The 20,857-nt window shown below is 63.1% G+C and carries 22 protein-coding genes, 1 tRNA gene and 1 pseudogene; 16 read left to right on the forward strand and 8 right to left on the reverse strand.

What is annotated here, in order from left to right:
- Positions 1–40: 40 nt before the first annotated feature.
- From ACZ1G0_RS09885 to ACZ1G0_RS09910, 6 genes and pseudogenes are all read right to left on the reverse strand, one after another.
- On the reverse strand, positions 41–997 hold the full coding sequence (locus ACZ1G0_RS09885) for a nuclear transport factor 2 family protein (RefSeq protein ID WP_472736791.1): 957 nt from the start codon (positions 995–997) through the stop codon (positions 41–43).
- A complete protein-coding gene (locus ACZ1G0_RS09890) occupies positions 994–2,013 on the reverse strand; it encodes a LacI family DNA-binding transcriptional regulator (RefSeq protein ID WP_472736792.1) in 1,020 nt (339 codons plus the stop codon). Before ACZ1G0_RS09890 ends, ACZ1G0_RS09885 begins: the two co-directional genes overlap by 4 nt.
- Positions 2,013–2,776 (reverse strand): annotated as a pseudogene (locus ACZ1G0_RS09895) (SDR family NAD(P)-dependent oxidoreductase). The gene ACZ1G0_RS09890 and the pseudogene ACZ1G0_RS09895 overlap by 1 nt, the downstream one beginning before the upstream one ends.
- Positions 2,773–3,807: an ester cyclase gene (locus ACZ1G0_RS09900; protein WP_472736793.1), complete on the reverse strand. Its 1,035-nt coding sequence runs from the start codon at positions 3,805–3,807 to the stop codon at positions 2,773–2,775. Before ACZ1G0_RS09900 ends, ACZ1G0_RS09895 begins: the two are co-directional and overlap by 4 nt.
- A gap of 118 nt (positions 3,808–3,925) precedes the next feature.
- Complete coding sequence (gene hisD, locus ACZ1G0_RS09905) at positions 3,926–5,254, reverse strand: histidinol dehydrogenase (RefSeq protein WP_472736794.1); 1,329 nt, start codon at positions 5,252–5,254, stop codon at positions 3,926–3,928.
- 9 nt (positions 5,255–5,263) lie between these two features.
- Complete coding sequence (locus ACZ1G0_RS09910; protein ID WP_472736795.1) at positions 5,264–6,304, reverse strand: ABC transporter ATP-binding protein; 1,041 nt, start codon at positions 6,302–6,304, stop codon at positions 5,264–5,266.
- A 268-nt stretch (positions 6,305–6,572) separates the two neighbouring features.
- Here ACZ1G0_RS09910 and ACZ1G0_RS09915 point away from each other — a divergent pair, with 268 nt between their 5' ends.
- From ACZ1G0_RS09915 to ACZ1G0_RS09930, 4 genes are all read left to right on the forward strand, one after another.
- A complete protein-coding gene (locus tag ACZ1G0_RS09915) occupies positions 6,573–7,814 on the forward strand; it encodes an ABC transporter substrate-binding protein (protein ID WP_472736796.1) in 1,242 nt (413 codons plus the stop codon).
- 71 nt (positions 7,815–7,885) lie between these two features.
- Positions 7,886–8,914, forward strand: a complete 1,029-nt coding sequence (locus tag ACZ1G0_RS09920) for a carbohydrate ABC transporter permease (protein WP_472736797.1) — start codon at positions 7,886–7,888, stop codon at positions 8,912–8,914.
- A 3-nt stretch (positions 8,915–8,917) separates the two neighbouring features.
- Entirely contained in the window at positions 8,918–9,799 is an 882-nt protein-coding gene (locus tag ACZ1G0_RS09925) for a carbohydrate ABC transporter permease (protein ID WP_472736798.1), read from the forward strand.
- A 136-nt stretch (positions 9,800–9,935) separates the two neighbouring features.
- On the forward strand, positions 9,936–10,967 hold the full coding sequence (locus ACZ1G0_RS09930) for a nuclear transport factor 2 family protein (protein ID WP_472736799.1): 1,032 nt from the start codon (positions 9,936–9,938) through the stop codon (positions 10,965–10,967).
- A gap of 79 nt (positions 10,968–11,046) precedes the next feature.
- Here the strand turns inward: ACZ1G0_RS09930 and ACZ1G0_RS09935 are convergent, their stop codons facing one another.
- Complete coding sequence (locus tag ACZ1G0_RS09935) at positions 11,047–12,132, reverse strand: zinc ABC transporter substrate-binding protein (protein WP_472736800.1); 1,086 nt, start codon at positions 12,130–12,132, stop codon at positions 11,047–11,049.
- Between the two features lie 70 nt (positions 12,133–12,202).
- On the opposite strand from ACZ1G0_RS09935, the gene ACZ1G0_RS09940 reads away from it, so the two are divergent.
- The 12 genes from ACZ1G0_RS09940 (at position 12,203) to ACZ1G0_RS09995 (ending at position 19,872) form a co-directional block, all read left to right on the forward strand.
- On the forward strand, positions 12,203–12,679 hold the full coding sequence (locus tag ACZ1G0_RS09940; RefSeq protein ID WP_472736801.1) for a transcriptional repressor: 477 nt from the start codon (positions 12,203–12,205) through the stop codon (positions 12,677–12,679).
- Positions 12,676–13,455, forward strand: coding sequence for an ATP-binding cassette domain-containing protein (locus tag ACZ1G0_RS09945; protein ID WP_472736802.1), 780 nt, complete (start codon positions 12,676–12,678; stop codon positions 13,453–13,455). The genes ACZ1G0_RS09940 and ACZ1G0_RS09945 overlap by 4 nt, the downstream gene beginning before the upstream one ends.
- Positions 13,452–14,255, forward strand: coding sequence for a metal ABC transporter permease (locus ACZ1G0_RS09950; protein WP_472736803.1), 804 nt, complete (start codon positions 13,452–13,454; stop codon positions 14,253–14,255). Before ACZ1G0_RS09945 ends, ACZ1G0_RS09950 begins: the two co-directional genes overlap by 4 nt.
- A 163-nt stretch (positions 14,256–14,418) precedes the next feature.
- Positions 14,419–14,625, forward strand: a complete 207-nt coding sequence (rpmF, locus tag ACZ1G0_RS09955; protein ID WP_472736804.1) for a 50S ribosomal protein L32 — start codon at positions 14,419–14,421, stop codon at positions 14,623–14,625.
- 58 nt (positions 14,626–14,683) lie between these two features.
- Complete coding sequence (gene plsX, locus ACZ1G0_RS09960) at positions 14,684–15,778, forward strand: phosphate acyltransferase PlsX (RefSeq protein WP_472736805.1); 1,095 nt, start codon at positions 14,684–14,686, stop codon at positions 15,776–15,778.
- A 4-nt stretch (positions 15,779–15,782) separates the two neighbouring features.
- A complete protein-coding gene (locus ACZ1G0_RS09965) occupies positions 15,783–16,760 on the forward strand; it encodes a beta-ketoacyl-ACP synthase III (RefSeq protein WP_472736806.1) in 978 nt (325 codons plus the stop codon).
- Positions 16,761–16,849: 89 nt separating this feature from the next.
- A complete protein-coding gene (ihfA, locus tag ACZ1G0_RS09970; protein ID WP_472736807.1) occupies positions 16,850–17,152 on the forward strand; it encodes an integration host factor subunit alpha in 303 nt (100 codons plus the stop codon).
- A gap of 2 nt (positions 17,153–17,154) precedes the next feature.
- On the forward strand, positions 17,155–17,472 hold the full coding sequence (locus ACZ1G0_RS09975; protein ID WP_472736808.1) for a MerR family transcriptional regulator: 318 nt from the start codon (positions 17,155–17,157) through the stop codon (positions 17,470–17,472).
- A 5-nt stretch (positions 17,473–17,477) separates the two neighbouring features.
- Positions 17,478–18,080 carry a hypothetical protein gene (locus tag ACZ1G0_RS09980; protein WP_472736809.1) on the forward strand — a complete coding sequence of 201 codons (603 nt, stop codon included), beginning with the start codon at positions 17,478–17,480 and terminating at the stop codon, positions 18,078–18,080.
- A gap of 96 nt (positions 18,081–18,176) precedes the next feature.
- Positions 18,177–18,253: transfer RNA gene (locus ACZ1G0_RS09985), tRNA-Pro, on the forward strand.
- 58 nt (positions 18,254–18,311) lie between these two features.
- Complete coding sequence (locus ACZ1G0_RS09990; protein ID WP_472736810.1) at positions 18,312–19,388, forward strand: 2'-deoxycytidine 5'-triphosphate deaminase; 1,077 nt, start codon at positions 18,312–18,314, stop codon at positions 19,386–19,388.
- 178 nt (positions 19,389–19,566) lie between these two features.
- A complete protein-coding gene (locus tag ACZ1G0_RS09995; RefSeq protein WP_472736811.1) occupies positions 19,567–19,872 on the forward strand; it encodes a hypothetical protein in 306 nt (101 codons plus the stop codon).
- A 226-nt stretch (positions 19,873–20,098) separates the two neighbouring features.
- Here ACZ1G0_RS09995 and ACZ1G0_RS10000 read toward each other — a convergent pair whose 3' ends face one another.
- Positions 20,099–20,857: a heme-dependent oxidative N-demethylase family protein gene (locus ACZ1G0_RS10000; protein WP_472736812.1), complete on the reverse strand. Its 759-nt coding sequence runs from the start codon at positions 20,855–20,857 to the stop codon at positions 20,099–20,101.

Below are 20,857 nucleotides of genomic sequence, written 5' to 3' on the forward strand. Positions count from 1 at the left end.
TAAGGTTGGGTGCGCCCCGGTCTGGTGGGGCGCATGGATATTACGCCTGATGCATCAAAATTTGTTTCCAGATCGCGATTTCGTCATACAGGCAGAATTCGCGGCGCAGGCCCCAGGGTCCGAATTCCGCGTGGCACATCCCCATCACATGCACGGGCGCACCCGTGGGCTTGCCGAACGCTCCCCAGCCCTCGTGGATGCCATCAAGGCTCCAACGGATCGAGGCACGGGGCGAAAGCATATCTGCGTCCATGCCGATCTGGTGGTGGATCTTGAACTCGGCATTTGGGAAGGACGACCGCAGGCCGATCCAGAATTTCACCACCTCCTGAGCCGACACCAACTGCTGCGCCCCGGCATATTCGCCGATCACCGCGCGATCGTATTCTGTGTGGATGTGGTTGAAATCGGTCGCCATGATGCGGTGCAGGATATCTGCGTATTTCTGGCCCCACGCGTTGTCGTTGCCGGTGCCCTTGTAGTCCCCTTCCACATCCATCGCAGGCGTGAACACGGGCGTCCCGCCGTCGGCGTCGATCAACCCTTGGGCAAAGGCGCGCGGGTCCATACCCATCTGGCGCACCATCCCGCCATAGTCCCGGATCAGCCATTCGTCATAGATGCAATCGTCCTTGGCCGCACAATCGGCAATCACCCGGATCGTCCATTTCTTGCCCGTTGCAGGGCCAAACTGGCCATCCGCGCTGTGGGTCGCCACGGTCAGCAAGCGGTGCGACGACAGCAGCCCATGTTCCGAGTCGTCGGAATAGATGACATCCTCGGCGAACAACTGACGGTCAGGAAACTCGTTGCAGGTTGCCATGGTCGAGGCTTTGACAGCCTCGTTTCCACGCTGCACGCCCATGGGGCTGCGCACGGGGATGTCCTTGGCGTAGTAGTGATCGAGGGTCGCGATTCCGCGATCCTCCCAGATCTCTTTGGTGACCCCGATGATGTAGTCGGGAAAGTCTTTCCAGCGGTTGGAAAAGCCCTTCATTCTGTGCGTCCTTCTTTGGTGCGGGCAGAGCCGCGAATGATCAGCGGTCCCCCGATGGCCAGCTTTTGCGGCAGGCTGTCGGGGTGTTCGAGGTGTTGCAAAAGGGTGTCCACGGTCGCCTCGACCATACGGTTGATCGGCTGGCGCAGGGTGGTCAGGTCGTAGCCGCCCCACGCGGCCATGGGCACATCGTCATAGCCGACGACGGACACATCCTCGGGCACGCGCAGCCCATCGGCACGCAGGGCATCCACGACCGCAAAGGCCATGTGATCGTTGCCCACAAAGATTGCATCCGGCGGCGTCGCGCTGTCCATCATGGTGCGCGCGGCGGCGGCAGCGATATCGCGGTTGAACATGCCGCAGATCACGGGGCCGGGCGTAATGCCAGCGGCCAACAAGCCCTGTCGGAAGCCAAGGGCACGGTCGCGGCCCGTGGACGACCCTTCCCACCCCGAGATGTGGGCGATGCGTGCGTGCCCGCCTGCGATCAGGAAATCCGCCACGGCGCGCCCGCCCGCAAGGTTGTCAGAGGTGACTTGGCTGAACGTCGCCTCGTCTTGGCCCCGGTTGAACAGGACGACAGGGATCCCCGCTGACTGACAGCGCTCGGTCAGTTCCGACCCAATGGAAACGCTTGCCGCAATGATCCCGTCCACTTGGTAATCCATCAATTCCCGCACCGTGCTGTCCACGGCGTCGGTGCCGTTCTCGGCCATGAAGACAAGGATGTGATAGCCCTCGTCCTTCAGGCGCTTGGACAGACGTTCCAGAGCCTCGGGGTAGAATTGGTTGTCGAGATAGGCCACCAGCAGACCAATGATCCGGCTTTTGCCGGTGATCATCGCACGGGCCATGGCGTTGGGGCGGTAACCCAGCGTATCGGCCGCCGCGCGCACCTTGGCCGCCGTGGCCTTGGACGCGCTGCGCCCGGAGAACACGCGGCTGACGGCCGACTGGCTGACGCCTGCCATACGCGCCACATCCAGCGAGGTTATGCGCGTCTGTTCCCCCATCAGTCTGCCGTCCAGCCCCCGTCGATCAGCAGGCTGGTACCCGTGACCAGCGCGCTGGCCTCGGACGCCAGATAGAGCACGCCGCCCATAATGTCCGAGACCTCGCCCACGCGGCCCAGCTTGATCTTTTCCTCGATCCACGCGACGCGGTCGGGATTGTCGAAGGTCTGTTCGGTCAGGGGGTGCGGATGAATGTGGGACAGATCGTGTTCACGCGGATCCGTTTCGGCCCCCATTCGATGGCCATGGATTTGGTGAAGCCCTCGACGGCGTGTTTGGACGCGCAGTAAACCGCCCGATCGATGCCCCCCACATGACCCATCTGGCTGGACACCGTGATGATCGAACCCGGCTTGCCTGCCTTGGCCATGCCGCGCGCCACCCCTTGGGCCAGAAAATACGCGCCCTTCACGTTGGCATCCATCACCGCGTCGTAATCACCGGGGTCCGTGTCCAGCGCAGGGGTGTGCCGCGCCAGCCCGGCGGAATTCACCATGGCGTCCAGTGGCCCGATCTCGGCCAGTGCGGCCCGGATGGCGTCCACGTCCGCGACATCCACCACCCGCGCCTCGGCCGACAGACCCACTGCGCGCATCTCTGCCACGGCGGCCTCCAGCTTGGATACGCCACGGGCGGCAAGGATCACATGGGCCCCCGCCTCGGCCAGCGCCACGGCGCAGCCCAACCCGATGCCAGAGGACGCGCCCGCGACCAGCGCACGCTTGCCATCCATGCGGAAGGAGGGTGTCTTGGGCAGGGTCATGCGTCCCTCCAATCCAACGGGGGCACTACCCCGGGCACGCGCATCTTGTTGAACTCGCGCATCCGGGCCAGCACATCGACACCCAGCTGACGGTACACATCCAGCAGGTCCACAAGCACCCAGTTTTCTCGGATCAGGCCATCCTCCATGCGCCAGAAGTCGAGGGATTTCATCAGGACCTCGGTACCCGAGGGCGCGATGCCCATCCAGCCATCCCCCGAAACCGTCAGCCGCATGTTGGGCCAACCGGTCTCGCAAACATAGTCCCCCGTGGCAAACCAGTGGGACAACAAATCCCCAAGGGCATCGAGCTTGCGGTCCGGCATACCGCGTAAAAACGGGCCCTGGTGGAAATTGCGAAAACCCTCGATCCCGCGGCAGGTGCCGATGCCTGCAGGCCCGTACCAGTTCACCTGCGGGTGCCAGTAGTCGTGCAGGTTCATCACCACCGGATCAGGATTGCCGGGAAACTTGCACAGGTCGGTAAGCATCGCGATCACGTGATCCATCGCCCCCTGCCCGTCCCCATTGCACGTCAGCCCATCACCCGAGGCCGGCGCAGGTGTGCACAGGAAGGCGCCCAACTGTGGGCCCATGGGCCACGCGCCCGCCTGCATCATCAGCTCTGGCAGGTCCCAGATGATCTGCGCCTCGGTGACCTTGCCGCCCTCAATGCGGAAAAACTCGTGATAGCGCATGTGCACCAGGCGACCGTTTGGCGGAATGTCCAGGAAGGGCGCGCGGAAGGTGCCCATGTAATTGCCCATGCACCCGACCCACGACTGGCCCTCAGGCGTCACCCCCTCCATCACGATCATGTCGCGGCGTTCCAGATCGGGCATGGCGGCAAACAAAGGGGCCCAGGCTGCGTCGAACGCCTCTGCCCCAGTGATATCTCCAAAGGGGTGACACATCTGCCAGTGCGCATCGCGGGCGACCACGGCGTCAAAGGCAACCCGCGCGGCCTTCACACCACCGCTGGAGGCCGCCACCTGCCAATCCGCCAAAACCGTCTTCAAACCAAGCGCCACGCCTAACTCCTCATTGCTCTAGAAATACCCTCGGTGGGGGCTTGGGGGAGGCAGAGCCTCCCCCAATTGGCTCGGGGATCCGGGGGCTTGGCCCCCGGCGGGTCGCCGTCAGGCGAAACTACTCAGCCGCTTTCAGGGGCATGGCGGCCTCGCCATAGGGCACATTGCGCCCACCGTAGCGGCGCACGCGGATGTTGCACTGCTCGGCGTGGCCAACGAAGCCCTCCAACATGCAAAGGCGTGACCCATACTCGCCAATCATCGCCGCCGCTGCATCCGTCGTCACGCGCTGGTAGGAGTGGGTTTTCAGGAATTTACCAACCCAAAGCCCGCCCGTATAGCGACCCGCCTTCTTGGTGGGCAGGGTGTGGTTGGTGCCAATCACCTTGTCGCCATTGGCCACGTTGGTGCGCGGCCCCAAGAACAGCGCGCCGTAGCTGTGCATGTTCTCCAGATACCAATCGTCGCGGTCCGTCATGATCTGCACATGCTCGTAGGCCATGTCGTTGGCGACCTCCAGCATCTCCTCGTGGGTGTCGCAAAGGATCAGGTCGCCATAGTTGTCCCACGAAGCCCGCGCCGTCTCGGCGGTGGGGATGATGCCCAGCAGCCGGTCAATCTCGCGCAGGGTTTCTTCGGCCAGCTTGCGGGACGTGGTGATCATGCAAGCTGGAGAGTTATAGCCATGCTCCGCCTGGCCAATCAGGTCCGTGGCGCACATCTCGGCGTCCACGGTGTCGTCTGCGATCACCATCGTCTCGGTCGGACCTGCGAACAGGTCAATGCCCACACGGCCATAAAGCTGGCGCTTGGCCTCGGCCACAAAGGCGTTGCCGGGGCCGACCAGCATGTGAACAGGCTCGATCGTCTCTGTCCCGATGGCCATGGCACCTACCGCCTGCATGCCGCCCATGACGTAGATCTCGTGCGCACCGCCAAGGTGCATGGCCGCGACAATGGCCGGATGTGGCTTGCCGTTCACCGGGGGCGCGCTGGCCACGATGCGCGGGACCCCCGCCACGGAGGCCGTCAGCACCGACATATGGGCGCTGGCGACCATCGGGAACTTGCCGCCGGGCACATAGCAGCCCACCGATTGGACGGGGATGTTCTTGTGGCCCAGGATCACACCAGGCAAGGTCTCGACCTCCACATCCGTCATGGATGCGCGCTGCGCCTGCGCAAAGTTGCGGATCTGGTCTTGGGCGAACTTGATGTCGGCCATATCCTGATCGGACACTTGGGACATGGCTTCTTCGATCTGTTCGGGCGTCAGGCGGAACGCCTCCGGCTCGTAGCCGTCAAACTTCTTGGACAGATCCCGGATTGCCGCGTCGCCGCGCGCCTCGATATCGGCCAGCGTGGTTTCGACAATGGCGCGAACCTTGGCGTCCTCTTCCTTCTTCTCGGATTCAGGTTTGGAGCGTTTGAGGTATTCGATGGTCATCACTCTCTCCTACAGGTGGGCGCCGGTCTTGGCGTCGAACAGATGGCAGATGCTGGCGGGTATATCGGCGCTGAAGGGCGCGCCGATGTCGATGCGGTAGTCCTTGGGGGCCTTCACGGACACCAGCCCGCCGCCCGCCTTGACGGTGATCATGGTGGCGTCGCCCAGCAATTCGATGGAATAGGCGGGCGCGTTGATCTGGCCGCCCTGCCCCACGGATGCATCTTCGGCGCGGAAGCCCAGGGTAATTGGCCCATCGGGCGCATCCAGACCGGGGATCGAAACGCCGTCACAGGTGAACGTGCCGCCCTTCATCGTGCCGTCCATCAGGTTCATGGCCGGGGAGCCGATGAAGCTGGCCACGAATGTATTGGCGGGGGTGTCGTAGATTTCGGTCGGAGTGCCCACCTGCTGTACGACCCCCTTGGACATCACGACCACACGATCGGCCAGGGTCATCGCCTCGATCTGGTCGTGGGTCACGTAGATGGTCGTCACCTTCAATTCGTGGCTGAGGTTTTTGATCTGGGCTCTGGTGGACACGCGCAGTTTGGCGTCGAGGTTCGACAGCGGCTCGTCCATCAAGAACACATTGGGTTCGCGGACAATGGCGCGGGCCAAGGCCACGCGCTGACGCTGACCGCCGGACAGTTCGGACGGTTTGCGGTGCAAGAACTCGTCCAATTCCACCATCGCGCTGGCGCGCATCACCCGCGCGTCATGTTCCTCCTGCGGGATTTTGCGCACCTTCAGGGGAAAGCGGATATTTTCATAGACGTTCAGGTTTGGGTACAGCGCGTAGGATTGGAACACCATGGCCACGTCGCGGTCCTTGGGATCGAGGTCATTCACTCGCACACCGTCCACGACGATGTCGCCCTCGGTCGCATCCTCGAGGCCCGCGATCATGCGCATGGTCGTCGTCTTGCCACAGCCTGAAGGGCCGAGCAGGACCAGAAACTCTTGATCCGCAATCGTGAGGTCGAAATTGTCCACCCCGACAAAGGACCCCCATCGCTTCGAGATGTTTTTAAGCTGAATCTCTGCCACGGGTCCACCCTCCTTGCAAACGTATGCAACAGGTGTAAGGGCGATTCTGCCCACGGCGCAAGCATTATTCTTATGAGTTAAATCGTTTGCGCGCAGAGTGTCATACCTCTTGCAATGACGCAGGGACTTCGCCCATGCTTGCACACGTATGCACAGGTCGGGTCGATTCGGCGCGTCCTTGGCGACCCACACAACTGGCATCCATGCCGGGACCTAAAACCAAGGCGCACCCCTCCCCGGGGGCGTCACGACATGGGAGAATTGGGGAATGAAACATATGAAAACGACTGCTTTCGCATCGGTGGCCGCCGTGCTGCTGTCCGGCACATCGGCGCTGGCCGCCTGCCCCGTGACCGAAGGATCCGTGCGCGTGCTGTCCAACGACTTTGCCGCCATCCACGCCGTGATCGGCGGGGCCGAGGCCTGCATCTCCGGCAACGCCACGATCGAGTCCAACAAAACGACAGAGCACCGCGACCTACAGGTCGCAGCACTGACCGCCAACCCCGCGCAGTACACCTCTGCGATTGTTGCGAACTCGTCCATTGTGCCGCTGATGAACAACGACCTGATCCGCCCTCTGGACGATCTGATCGCAGCCCACGCCCCGGATCTGCCAGCCGTGAACAAGGTGATGATCGACGGGCAAACCATGGCGATTGCCTTCATGGCGAACGCACAACACCTGTTCGTCCGCTCCGACATTCTAGAGCAGGTCGGCGCAGACGTTCCCACGACCTATGAAGAAGTGGTGCAGGTGGCGCAGGCCATCAAAGATGCCGGCATCATGGAGCATCCCTTTGCCAAGAACACCAAGACCGGCTGGAACCTTGGCGAAGAATTCGTGAACATGTACCTCGGCATGGGCGGGGAGTTCTTTGAACCCGGCACCGCCAACGCCGCGATCAACAACGAAAAGGGTGTCGCCGCCCTGGAGATGATGAAACAGCTGGCAGACCTGTCCAACCCGGACTTCCTGACCTTCGATTCCAACGCAACGGCGGCCCTTTGGGAAGCGGGCGAGCTGGCCATCGCACAGATGTGGGGCTCTCGCGGGGGGCCGATCCTTGATGACGAAGGCTCCACCGAGGAGATCACCTCCAACACCTTGCTGGTCTCCGCACCGACCGTAGGCGGTAATGCCACGCCCGCCTCCACCCTCTGGTGGGACGGCTTCACCATTGCCAAGAACATCTCGGACGAGGACGCAGAGGCGACCTTTATCGCCCTGATGAACGGCCTGCGCGACGAGGTGATCCAGGAAAACAACGATGACACCGTCTGGCTGTCCTCGGCCTATGTGCCCGGCAAGGCCGCCGAAGGTGTGGCTGCAACCGCCGCCAACGGCACCCAGCCCTACCCCATGCTGCCCTTCATGGGTCTGATGCACACAGCCCTCGGCGCTGAACTGGCTGACTTCCTGCAAGGTCAGGAAAGCGCAGAGCAGGCCTTGATGGACGTCGAGGCCGCCTACACCGAGGCCGCCAAGGAACAAGGCTTCCTGCAATAAGACCCATGGGCGCGCCGGGACACTGGCGCGCCCTTTTCCCATCCGGGAAACCGTAATCTGGGGGGCAACCCATGCCGCATCGTACCTTTATCATGTTCATCGCGCCGTCCCTTGTGGCGATGATCCTGTTTATCCTGCTGCCCCTTGTGTCGGTGGTGGCGCAGTCGCTGTTCGTGGAACATGAACAAGTCCTGGTGACGGTGGAGAACTGCGGCCCCTTCGGATGTACCCAGTCCACGCGCGTGGACACCGACGCGACCGCCGCCCTGCGCGAGGCTCAGCCCATGGGCCAATTCAACGGCTTTGGCACCTATTTCAACCGCGGCCACCTTGCCACCACCGAGATCGGCGAGGCCTGGCGCACATCCGAGACGATGGGCGCGTTCTGGGGCGAGGTGATGAACCTGCCCTTTTACCGCGCGCTGGCCTTTACCCTGACCTACACCTTCGTCTGCACGCCCCTGCTGATCCTGCTGGGTCTGGCGATTGCCTTGGGCGTCAACGGCCTGCCCAAGCTGTTGAAGGGGCCGACCATCTTTCTGTCCCTACTGCCGATGATCGTCACACCCCTGATCGGGTCGCTGATCCTGTTCTGGATGATCGACGCGGACGGGGTGCTGGGGGCGACCTTGCAGATCCTGTTCGATGACCCTGACCTGTCGCTCAAGGCCTCGCCGACCCTGACGTGGGTGATGTTGATCACCTATGGGGTCTGGTCCTCTGCCCCCTTCGCGTTTGTCGTGTTCTACGCAGGCCTGCAAACCGTGCCGGAAGAAACCCTAGAGGCCGCGATGATCGACGGGGCCACCCGCTGGCAGCGCATCCGCTATGTCGTGATCCCGCATCTGATGCCCCTGACCGTGTTCATCACATTGATCCAACTGATGGACAACTTCCGGGTGCTGGAACCGATCATCGGCTTTTCGGCCGAGGCGAATGCCACATCCCTGTCCTACATCATCTTCTCAGACCTGCGCGGCGATATCCAACGCTTCAACTCCGCCGCGGCCACTTCCGTGCTGACGATCCTCGGGGTCGCCATCCTGCTGACGCCCGTGCTGATCCGCACATGGCGCGATTTCAACGCAAAGAGGGCCTAATCCATGGCATCCGTCGCACATCGCAAATCCCCGGCCCTCGTCTTCATCTGTACGGCCCTTGTGGCGGTCTGGATCGTCGTCGCGGCCTTCCCCTTCCTGTGGACCCTTTGGGGCAGCTTCAAGGTGCAAGGCGACTTCTTTTCCAAGGCCGACTGGATGAACGCCATCCGGGGCACCTTTACCACAGCCGAGACGGGCGGCGCCTTTACCGGGCAAGGGTACTACGGCGCTTGGGTGGAAACAGAGTTCTGGCGCGCCGCCCTTAACACCTTCATCGTGGTGTTTTTCACAGTTGTGATCTCCCTCACGCTTGGGACACTCGGGGGCTACGCGCTGGCCCGCTCCGGCTTTCGCTATGCATTCTGGCTGCTGATGATCGCGCTTGTGTTCCGCGCCATGCCACACATCACGCTGGTGTCGGGCTACCTGCTGCCGTTCTTTGAATGGAACGTCTGGGGCCACCTGCCCACGACGATTATCGTGCTGGTGGCAATCAACCAGCCGTTCACCCTGTGGATGTTGCACAGCTTTTTCCTGAACATCCCCAAGGATCTGGACGAGGCAGCCATGGTGGACGGCTGCACAAGGTTCCAAGCCTTCCGTCACGTGATCATCCCCGTCATGTGGCCCGGCGTGATCACCACGGGGCTGTTCAGCTTTCTGCTGGCCTACAACGACTTCACCGTCACCGCGATGCTGCTGTCTCAGGAAAACCAGACCATGGTCCCCAAGATCGCCAGCTACTTGGGCAGCACGTTTGAAGAAGGCAACGTCATGTTCGCCGTGGCGGCCGTGGTTTCGGCCACTGCCCCCCTGTTCGTGCTGGTCCTGTTCTTCCAACGCCAAATCGTCAGCGGCCTGACAGCGGGGGCCGTAAAAGGATGAGCACGCTCGTTTCGCGCCACTGGGGCGGCCAACCGCGCCGCCCCTACCGTCGCTACCGCCATGGGCCTGTGTTGACGGCGCCGCCTGCCTAAGCGCAGCCAAGCCCGACAACAGCCATACAGACCTGGATATACAAATGACCGACCTTCAATCCGCCAAGGCCGTGGTGCGCACACATCACGCCGCCCTTGACGCTGCCACGGGCAACGACCTCGTCACCGTCATGGCAGACACTCTCACCGAGGATCACCTCTGGCGCGGGTACTTCCCGTTTCACGAAGTCACCAACGGCCTGGACGCCGCCCGCCAGTTCTGGGCGCCCCTGAAACAGGCGCTCACGTCCCTGCAGCGCCGCGAGGATATCTTCTTTGCCGGCACCAACGAGATCGACAACCACGCCACCACATGGGTCGTCTCCATGGGCCACCTCATGGGCAATTTCGACCGGCCTTGGCTGGGCATCCGCCCGAACCGCAAGGTGGCTCTTCTGCGGTACTGCGAGTTCAACCGGGTCGAGGGCGACAAGATCGCCGAAACCGCCCTCTATATCGACATCCCCCACCTCATGGTGCAGGCCGGACAAAACCCCTTCGGCCCGCAAACAGGTCACCACCTTGTGCAACCTGGTCCCCGGTCCGGCCAAGGGGTGCTGACCAAGCCACAAGACCCCGCCGAGGGTCGCGCCACCATGGCCGCCATCGAATTCATGATCAACGATCTCGCCCGATGGGCCGGCGGCAAATCGGAACCCCTCGTGGACGAGCTGCGTCGCAGCTGGCACGAAGACATGCTGTGGTGGGGGCCAGAGGGCATCGGCGCCAGCTACACCATCCCGCGCTACGCCGAACAACACTCCGGCCCCTTCCGCGCGGCCTTTGTGGAGCGTAAATTCAACGGCCACGTCGCCAAACTGGCCGAGGGCAACTTCGGCGGCTTCTTCGGCTGGCCCAACCTCGCCGTTGCCCACCACGGCGGCTTCATGGGTATGCCCGCCACCCAAACATGGGCCGACATGCGCGTGATCGACATCTACCGCCGCGAGGGCGACAAACTCGCGGAAAACTGGATCTTCATCGACTTGCTCTACTTCTGGCACCAACAAGGCGTGAACATCCTCGATCGCACCACGGGGATCACAGGTATGGGCACCCTGTCTTCATTGGGTTGAAAATACCCCCGAGAGCGCGAGAGTGGCACTCTCGTCCGCTCAGGCGGGGCTCGATGCCCCGCCTGAGCGGCCCCTGCCCCTAGTTGCAAGCACCAAGGCTTTCGGCAACGCCGCTCATCAAACCGACGTAGTGGTCGGGACCCGCTGCGACATCTGCCCCAAGCAGGTCAATCTCGACGATAGGCGTATCGCCCCCCTCCAACACCGCTTCGATACTGTCGGGGCGGTTGCCGAATTCATACAGACCACAGCCCACATCCCCGGATTGAGCCGCATCACGCAGGTCTTGCATCGTGCGCGGCGCGGCGGAGGCATCATCGGCCCCCGTGACCGCCCCATAAACCTGCAGGCCAAAGCTGGCTTCTAGGTATTGCAAGGCATCGTGGCGCAGCACGACCGGGGATGGCGGAATTGCGGCTTGGATCACAGGGACGACAGCCGCGATCTCGGCTTTGCCCGCGGCTGCATTGGCTCGGTAGGTCTCCGCCCCTTCGGGGTCTGCGGCGCTGAGCGTCTCGGCAATCACGTCCAGCCAAGTCATGGCGTTCACCGGGTCCAGCCAACCGTGTGGGTCCGTCAAACCCATCTCAGCATGGTCATCGTGGCCATGGGCGGCGTGGTCATGCGTATCGTGATCATGATCTTCGTGGGCATGATCTTCGTCGTCTTTGTGATCTTCGTCCCCGTGGGCATGGTGATCATCATGGCCGTGATCATCGTGATCCTTGTGATCATCGTCGCCGTGCGCGTGGTCGTCATGCCCGTGATCATCATGATCGTCATGCTTCTTGTCCCCATGAGCATGGTCATGCTCGAACAAGCCTCCCTCGCGCATGTTCAGCTTGGCCGTCGCGGGGTGCGCCATCAGGTTGATCACCTGCGCGTCTTGCGCCAGCGTCTCGATGGGCCGCTCCAGACCCGGGGTCATGATCGGCCCCATCCATATGACGATGTCCGCCTGCTCCAACGCCCCGGCCCGGCTGGGGCGCAGCGCAGCGTGGTGCGGATCATCGTTTTGCGCAAACAGGGCCGTTGGGGTGCCACGATCCCCCATCACGCGGGCCACGAGCCCCTCGGCCACGGCGAAATCGGTAACCACCGTGGGCACATCTGCCATAGCGGGCAAGGCAACGGTGGCGGCAAGGATCGAAAGGACGGTGCGCATGGCAGGCTCCTGTTATGTTGTAACATGTCTCGGGCTTGTTAGCTGTTACAATATATCATATCAACCCCTTATGACAGTTCTCGGCTTTTCCCCTCACGACCACCACCAGTGCATCACAACGGGCGTCGCCCACGCGAAAACCGTTTGCGCGGAACGGGGTCTGCAATTCACCCCCACCCGCCAGCGGGTGCTTGAAATCCTGTTGGAACGGCACACCGCCATGGGCGCTTATGATATCCTTGAGGTCCTGCGCGCCGAGGGCTTGGGCAGCCAGCCCCCCGTGGCCTACCGCGCGCTGGACTTTCTGGTGCGCGAGGGGTTCGCCCACAAGATCGAACGCCTGAACGCCTTTATCGCCTGCGCCCATCCCGGCGGCGATCATGCGCCCGCCTTCTTGATCTGCCGCAGCTGCGACCGCGTGGCCGAGGCCCATACCGATCTGACCAAGGGGCGCCTCGGGGATACCGCAACGGACACCGGCTTTCAGATCGAGCGTTTGACGGTCGAGGCCTTGGGCCTGTGCGCCGCATGCGATGCCCAACCATGACCGCCCTGATCGAAACGCGCGGGCTGACCCTGTCCCATGGGGCCCATACGGTCCTGCGAGACATGAACTTCACCCTACAACCCTCCGAAATTGTGACTATTGTCGGACCTAATGGTTCGGGAAAATCCACGTTCCTGCAGGCCTTGATCGGCGCACTTGCGCCCTCTGGCGGCTCCATCACCCGTAAGCCTGGGCTGACCATTGGCTACGTGCCGCAAAAGCTGCACATCGACCCAACCCTGCCCATCACAGTGGAGCGTTTCCTGAACCTGCCCCGCCGCCAACCCCGCGCGGCCGTGGCGGAGGCGCTGGCCACCGCCGGGGTCGGCGCGCAGGCCCGTGCGCAAATGGCCAACCTGTCGGGAGGGCAGTTCCAGCGCGTGTTGCTGGCCCGTGCCCTGCTGACGAAACCCGATCTGCTGATACTGGATGAGGCGACACAAGGTCTGGACCAACCGGGGTCGGCGGCGTTTTACCGGCAGATTGAGGACGTGCGCGCACAGCTTGGCTGCGCCGTATTGATGGTAAGTCACGAGTTACACGTGGTCATGGCTGCCAGCGACCGGGTGATCTGTCTGAACGGGCACATCTGTTGCGAAGGTCGCCCCGAACAGGTCGCCAGCGCGCCCGAGTACAGGGCCCTGTTTGGCACAGGCACCGGCGGAGCACTGGCCCTGTACCGCCACCAACACGACCATGAACACGACGCCAGTTGCGGGCACGATCACGGCCCCGAGATCGCGCCCCTGCACCTGCCCGAGGATGCCACCCCATGACCTTGTTCGATTCGTTCCTGACCCGCGCCTTGTTTGCCGGGGTGGGTGTTGCGGTGGCGGCGGCCCCCTTGGGATGTTTTGTCGTCTGGCGGCGCATGGCGTATTTTGGCGATGCCACAGCCCATGCGGCCTTGCTTGGGGTGGCCCTGTCCTTGGCCCTGTCGCTGCCGTTCTTCGCAGGCGTCCTCGCCGTGGCCTTTGTTACGGCCACGCTTGTGACCCTGTTGCCCCGGGGCGGACAAACCACAGACGGGCTGCTGGGGGTGATTGCCCACGGCGCGCTGGCCTTGGGCTTGATGTCGGTATCCCTGCTGCCGGGGGCGCGCCTGAACCTTGAAGGCTGGCTGTTCGGGGACATCCTTGCCGTGTCGGGCATGGACCTTGTGACGATCTGGGTCGGAGCCGCGGTCATCGTGGCCCTGCTGGCGTGGCGCTGGTCGGCCCTGCTGACTGTGACCCTGAATCCAAGCCTTGCCCAAGCGGCAGGCCTGAACCCGCGCCGCGAAGAACTGGTCCTGACCCTGACCCTTGCACTGGCCGTCGCCGTGGCGATCAAGGTCGTGGGTGCCCTTTTGATCGGCGCGCTGTTGTTGATGCCCGCCGCCGCCGCCCGCCCCTTTGCCGCCACGCCCGAGCGTATGGCCATAATGGCGGGCGTGCTGGGCATCGCCAGCGCGGTGTTGGGGCTGGGACTGGCCTGGAACCTCGACACCCCCGCAGGCCCGTCGATCGTGACGGTTGCCCTGCTGATTTTCGTGGCAAGCCAAGGCGCATACGCCCTGCGCAACCGTCGCGCCTGAACCGTCGCAGATCGCCCCTTGCTATTGGGACGAATCTTTGTATTTTCCGCGCTCATTCACCGCTCAAGCCAGATTGCCTCTGGACCGTTCTGATGGACCGGGTTAAGCGGTGTGGAAATCATACACCGGGCCACGCTAGGCCCCCCAGCATTAAGGGTGCGACATGGCCGTCCCTCAGAATAAGATCACACGCTCGCGCCGCAACATGCGCCGGTCTCACGACGCACTGGTTGCAGGTAACCCTGCAGAGTGCCCCAACTGCGGCGAGTTGCGCCGTCCACACCACGTGTGTGGCGCATGCGGTCACTATGATGACCGCGAAGTCGTGGCGCAGGCCGACGACATTGATCTGGACGACGACGCGGCCTAAGGCCGGTTGTCCGACACCGATCCGCCCGGGGGCCAGATGAACCAGCGGTCCGACTCACATGTCCAACGCTGATCTCAAGGCGCCCCCGGTCCGCGCCCCCATTTTGTCGATTGACGCGATGGGGGGCGATCACGGTCCGGCCACGGTAGTGGCCGGGATCGCAAAATTTGCCTCCAAACATGACGACGCGCGATTTATCGTGCACGGTGATAGCGCACAGCTGACGCCCCTGCTTGCCAAGCGCAAGTGGTTGGAGGCGCGCGTGGAGATCCGCCACGCGGATGCCGTTGTGAGCATGGAGGACAAGCCGTCCCACGTGCTGCGCACGGGCAAGAACACCTCCATGTGGTCTGCGGTGGATGCGGTGCGCGAAAAGGACGCCGACGTCGTCGTGTCCTGCGGGAACACTGGCGCCCTGATGGCGGTCAGCATGATCCGTCTGCGCAAGCTGCCCGGCGTCAACCGCCCCGCCATTGCGATCCTGTGGCCCAGCCGGAACCCCGGTGGGTTCAACGTGATGCTGGACGTGGGCGCGGACATTCGCGCGGATGCCAGAGACCTGCTGCAATACGCGCTGATGGGGATGTCCTACGCGCGCAACGGGCTGGGCCTGCAATCGCCGCGCGTGGGCCTGTTGAACGTGGGCACCGAGGAGCACAAGGGCCGGGCAGAGCTGAAAGAGGCGCATGAGCTGATCGCCGCCGCAGCCCCCCACAACCGCTTTGAATTCAAGGGATTTGTCGAAGGGGGCGATATACCCGGCGACACCGTCGACGTGATCGTCACGGATGGGTTCACCGGCAACGTCGCCCTGAAAACCGGCGAGGGCACAGCCGCGCTGATCCGCGACTTTCTGAAAGAGGCGTTCAAGGCCACGCCCCTGTCCCGCATTGCGGCGCTGCTGGCGCTGACGTCCCTTCGCCGCCTGACCAAACGCATCGACCCGCGCCGCGTGAATGGCGGGGTGTTTCTGGGCCTCAACGGCACGGTCGTGAAATCCCACGGATCGGCGGACGAGACCGGGGTCGCGGCGGCAATCCAGTTGGCGTGGGACCTTGCGCAATCGGGCTTTGCAGATCGGCTGGCTGCGCGTCTTGCATCCCTCCCGCAACAGGTTCAAACTGCCCAGAACGATCAACCATCGGACGGCTGACCCCATGAAGACCACCCGCGCAGTCGTAACAGGCGTCGGCCACTATCTGCCCGAACGTGTGGTGGAAAACAGCTGGTTTGAAACCTTCCTCGACACCTCTGACGAATGGATCAAGTCCCGCTCCGGCATCGAACGCCGTCACTTCGCGGCCGAGGGGCAGACGACATCCGACCTCGCGATCCGGGCTGCGACGGCTGCTTTGGCAGATGCGGGCTGCACCGCCGACGATATCGACGCGGTGGTTGTGGCAACCTCGACCCCCGATTTCACCTTCCCGTCCGTGGCCACCATGGTACAGGCGGGCCTTGGCATGACGCGCGGCTTTGCCTTTGACATCCAGGCGGTCTGCGCGGGCTTTGTCTATGCGCTGACCAACGCCAACGGGTTGATCCTGTCGGGCCAAGCCAACCGCGTGTTGGTTATCGGGGCCGAAACCTTCAGCCGGATCATGAACTGGGAAGACCGGGGCACCTGTGTCTTGTTCGGAGATGGCGCAGGCGCATTGGTGCTGGAGGCCGCCGAGGGCGCGGGCACCCCCGCCGACAGGGGCATCCTGGCCACGGACCTGCATTCAGACGGACGTTTCCGCGACATCTTGCAGGTGTCGGGCGGGGTATCGTCGTCGCAAACCACCGGCCATCTGACCATGGAAGGCAAGGAAGTCTTCCGCCACGCCGTTGAAAAGCTGGCAAAATCCACCTTCGACGTGTTGGAAAAGGCAGGTGTGTCCGTGGCGGATGTGGACCGCGTTGTCCCCCATCAAGCCAACCTGCGGATCATCAACCGCACCGCTGCGAAACTGGGCCTGTCCACAGACAAGGTTGTGATCACGGTGCAAGACCACGGCAACACCTCTGCCGCCTCGATCCCACTGGCCATGTCCGTGGGCAAGGCGCGCGGCGAAATCAACCCCGGAGAGCTGGTCGTGACCGAAGCCATCGGCGGTGGGTTGGCTTGGGGCGCCGTCGTCCTGCGCTGGTAGGCGCACAAAGACCACCCCGCAAACCCTTGATATTGACTCGGAAAACCGTATCGCCCAAGGTGCGTTAACGGGATGTAAAGGATTGGGATATGGCCGATAAAACTCTGACACGCATGGACCTCAGCGAGGCTGTTTTTCAAGAGGTCGGCCTGTCGCGCAACGAATCTGCGCAGATGGTGGAACAGGTTTTGCAACACATGTCCGACGCTTTGGTGAGGGGCGAACAGGTCAAGATCAGCTCTTTCGGGACGTTTTCCGTGCGCGAAAAGACCGCCCGCGTGGGCCGGAACCCCAAAACTGGCGAAGAGGCCCCGATCCCGCCCCGCCGCGTCCTGACCTTCCGCCCCAGCCACCTGATGAAAGACCGCGTCGCCACCGGCAATCGGAGCTAGTCATGGCCAAAAGCGCGGACGCCTTTCGCACCATCCGCGAGGTGGCGGATTGGATCGGAGTGCCGACCCATGTCCTGCGGTTCTGGGAAAGCAAGTTTCCTGCCGTCACCCCCGTCAAGGGCCCCGGCGGCCGCAGGTACTACCGGCCCGAGGACATGCAACTGCTGGGCGGTATCAAGGTGCTGCTCCACGATCAGGGCATGACCATCCGCGGCGTGCAAAAGATGATTGAAGAAGGCGGCGTGGATGACGTGATCGCCGAGGCGCCGGAACTTTCGGCAGCCCCCGCCACGGCCCCCGCCGCGCCCCGCGCCGGGTGATCCGTATGGGCGACACCCCGTCTGAGACCTCCGGCACCACCGAAAAGGGCGGTGTTTACGACATCGCAGCTTTGGCAAAAGACAAGACCGAGGCCAACGATCGGGCCAAAGACACGCCCGACGGCGCGCAAGGATCCGAGGAGGACGTGCGCGAGGCACCCTTCATGGAGGTAAGCGACGCCGAGGCCGCAGAAATGGAGGCCGAACGCGGTGAGGGTCCAACCACGGCGGAGGTTGTGCACATTGGTAAATCGCCAGACGACGTTGATGCAACAGTCGCCTCAACGCCCCCGCCCGAGACCGTAACGGCCACCGAGTCAGATCCCGCGCCTGAGCCTGAGCCTGAGCCTGAGCCTGAGCCTGAGCCTGAGCCTGAGCCTGAGCCTGAGCCTGAGCCTGAGCCTGAGCCTGAGAACGCGGACCCTGCAGCAAATGCAAGGGCAAGCGACAAAATGCTTCGCCCCGAAAGCGCTGCCCTGCTGGCGCGTATCCAATCCCGCCGCGCCCATCCGCGCCCCTTTGATGTGGCCGAGGCCGCGCGCCTCAAGGTGGTCACCCGCCGCCTGCGCCGCCTTGCGGACGATCTGGCGGATGACCTGGCGGAGTGATCCAATTCACCGTGCCTGTAGCGCCGCGAAACTTCGCGCGAAGGGTGGTTTTCACCCTTGCACCGGGCCACAGAATCTCTATGACTGCGCGTCAGTCGGGCTATGGCGCAGCCTGGTAGCGCGTCCGTCTGGGGGACGGAAGGTCGCAGGTTCGAGTCCTGCTAGCCCGACCAAAACAACAACCGCCCGGCCCTTTGGGCTTGGGCGGTTTTGTCATTCAAAGGGGTGCGCATGACCGCCACGCAAACGGGCGTTCTGCCCAGCCAAGTCATTTCCCAAATGCTGGACCGGGGCCAGATCACGGTGACCGCGCCGGTGGTGGATGGCCAAGTGCAACCCGCATCCCTCGACCTGCGACTGGGCACCGTAGCCTATCGCGTGCGCGCCTCGTTCCTGTCGGGGGGTGGGCGCACCGTGGCCGAGCGGTTGGATGAATTCCAGATGCACGCCATCGACCTGGGCGGCGGCGCGGTACTGGAAAAGGGCTGCGTCTACGTTGTTCCTCTGATGGAGGGCCTCGCCCTGCCCGACGGCATAACCGCAGTGGCCAACGCCAAATCCTCGACCGGGCGGCTGGACCTTCTGACCCGCACCATCACCGACGGCGGCACAGAATTCGACCGCATCGGCGCAGGCTATACCGGCCCCCTGTTTGCCGAGATTTGCCCCCGATCCTTCAGCGTTCTGGTCCGCCCCGGCATGCGCCTGAACCAGATCCGGTTTCGCCACGGACAGGCGGTGCTGGACGACGCCGCCCTGACCGCCCTGCACGCGGACACCCCACTGGTCGACGGCCCCGCCCTGATCTCCGAAGGGTTGGGGTTTTCCGTCGATCTGCAACCGGACACAGGCACCTTGGTGGGCTACCGCGCCAAACCCCACACCGGGGTCATTGACCTCGACAAATTGGGCCACTACGCCCCCGCGGATTTTTGGGAAGAAGTGCGCAGTGACGCAGGTTCCATCATCCTCGATCCCGGCGCCTTCTACATCCTTGTCAGCCGCGAGGCTGTCAGCATCCCACCCGACTACGCCGCCGAAATGGCCCCCTTTCTGGCCATGGTCGGCGAGTTTCGCGTGCACTACGCGGGCTTCTTCGATCCGGGCTTTGGCCACGGCGTGCCTGCGCGCGGGGTGCTGGAGGTGCGCTGCCACGAAGCCCCCTTCGTGCTGGAACACGGACAAACCGTGGGCCGCCTGGTCTATGAACGCATGGCGGCCGTGCCAGCGGTCCTCTATGGCGCGGACCTGTCCAGTAACTACCAAGGCCAGGGGCTGAAACTGTCCAAACACTTCGCCGCTCCATGAGTGAAACACGGGTCTTTCCATACCGACCCAAGGTTTGGGTCTTTGCCGCCTGCATCGCCTTTTTTGGGTTTTGCGCCGCGATGATCCTGCCGTGGGCCCTAGGGGCCACACGGCCCCTTTCCATGCTTTTCGGCACTCTGAACTTCCCCCACACCAAGCCGTCTATGTCTGGTGGGCCATGGTGCTGGCCAACTTTTGTTTCATCGCAATCGGCCTTCTGGCCCTCTACGTGCGCGCAACGCGCGACACCTATGTCCAACTGACACCCACCACCCTGTCGGCGCCCCGTCGCATGTGGTCGCAAAATCAAACTCACGTCCCGCTGCGCTCCATCCGCCGCGTCCGGCGTGTCAATGTCTCCGGCCAAAGGTTTGTTGAAATCACGCACACCACAGGCTCTCTGACCCTACAGGCCCAAATGTTTGCCAACCGTAAAGCCTTCGAAGATTTCTACACCGCCCTAATGGCCGCCCGTCCCCGCTAGCGTGCTTCATTGGGTTTCAAATACCCCCAAGAGTTTGAGAGCGGAGCGTCTCAACCGGGGCCGGCGGGCTCGATGCCCGGTGGGACCGGCCACCGCCGCGACGATGGAATCGGCGCAAGATGTTACGCATGCGCAACAATAGATTGAATTCTATGTATTTTCCCGTTGCCGTCCCGCAACAGACCAATGTCTGACATTCCTGACCCCCACGACCCTTCACAGGTTCTTAACGCAGCGGACAATGTGCACGTTGCGCAGGGGTGAGTCGCTCGAACGGTACGACATAGGTGTGGATCAGAAACGCCACAGCATCCGTGCACGACAAACGCAAAATAGTCTGCCGTTCCGACCGCAAGAACCGGGGCACCCCCTCGGGCGGCACCCTTGGATCATTTTCCGACCGGGGCTGATGCAGCTCCGCGTCGTGATACATCAAGGCGTTGGCCCGCCAAAGGGGCTGTCCCGGGCGAACCCAATCGAACATCCGCTGCACCCGTCCGGCAACGGTGTCGTACGCCGGCACTGGCCCGTGGATCGCAGAAAGCGGTTTCATGAACTTCTCCGCCAGGGTCCAAGATGCCGGAAAACACAGCAGCGCCCCGGTCAGCACATGCTCAGCCTCGCGTTTTTGCAAGATCGTCACATCTTCTTGAATCAACGCACCAAGGGTCTGCAAAGGCTGCGCAAAGTCTGGCACCACCCGCCGCCCATCGGGGCATAGGACGCTTTCGCCCCGGGTGAAGCCCGCAGGCAGGGCGTCAAGAACCATGTCCAACAGCTCGCTCGCCGCCGCCACCGCACCGGGGTCCAACGCCAAGACCTCCGCCCCTTTTTCCGCCATCAGCTTTGCTTTATAGGCCATTTGCGCGTCATAGACCTCCTCCACACACAGCCAGTCCCCCGCCACAGGCTGCACCCCTGGCAGGCGCGACAGGGCAGGATCGTCCCATGGGGTATAGGGCAGATGGTCGTTGAGAATATCCAT

It is taken from the genome of Thalassobacter sp. HA4-2 (assembly GCF_055693705.1).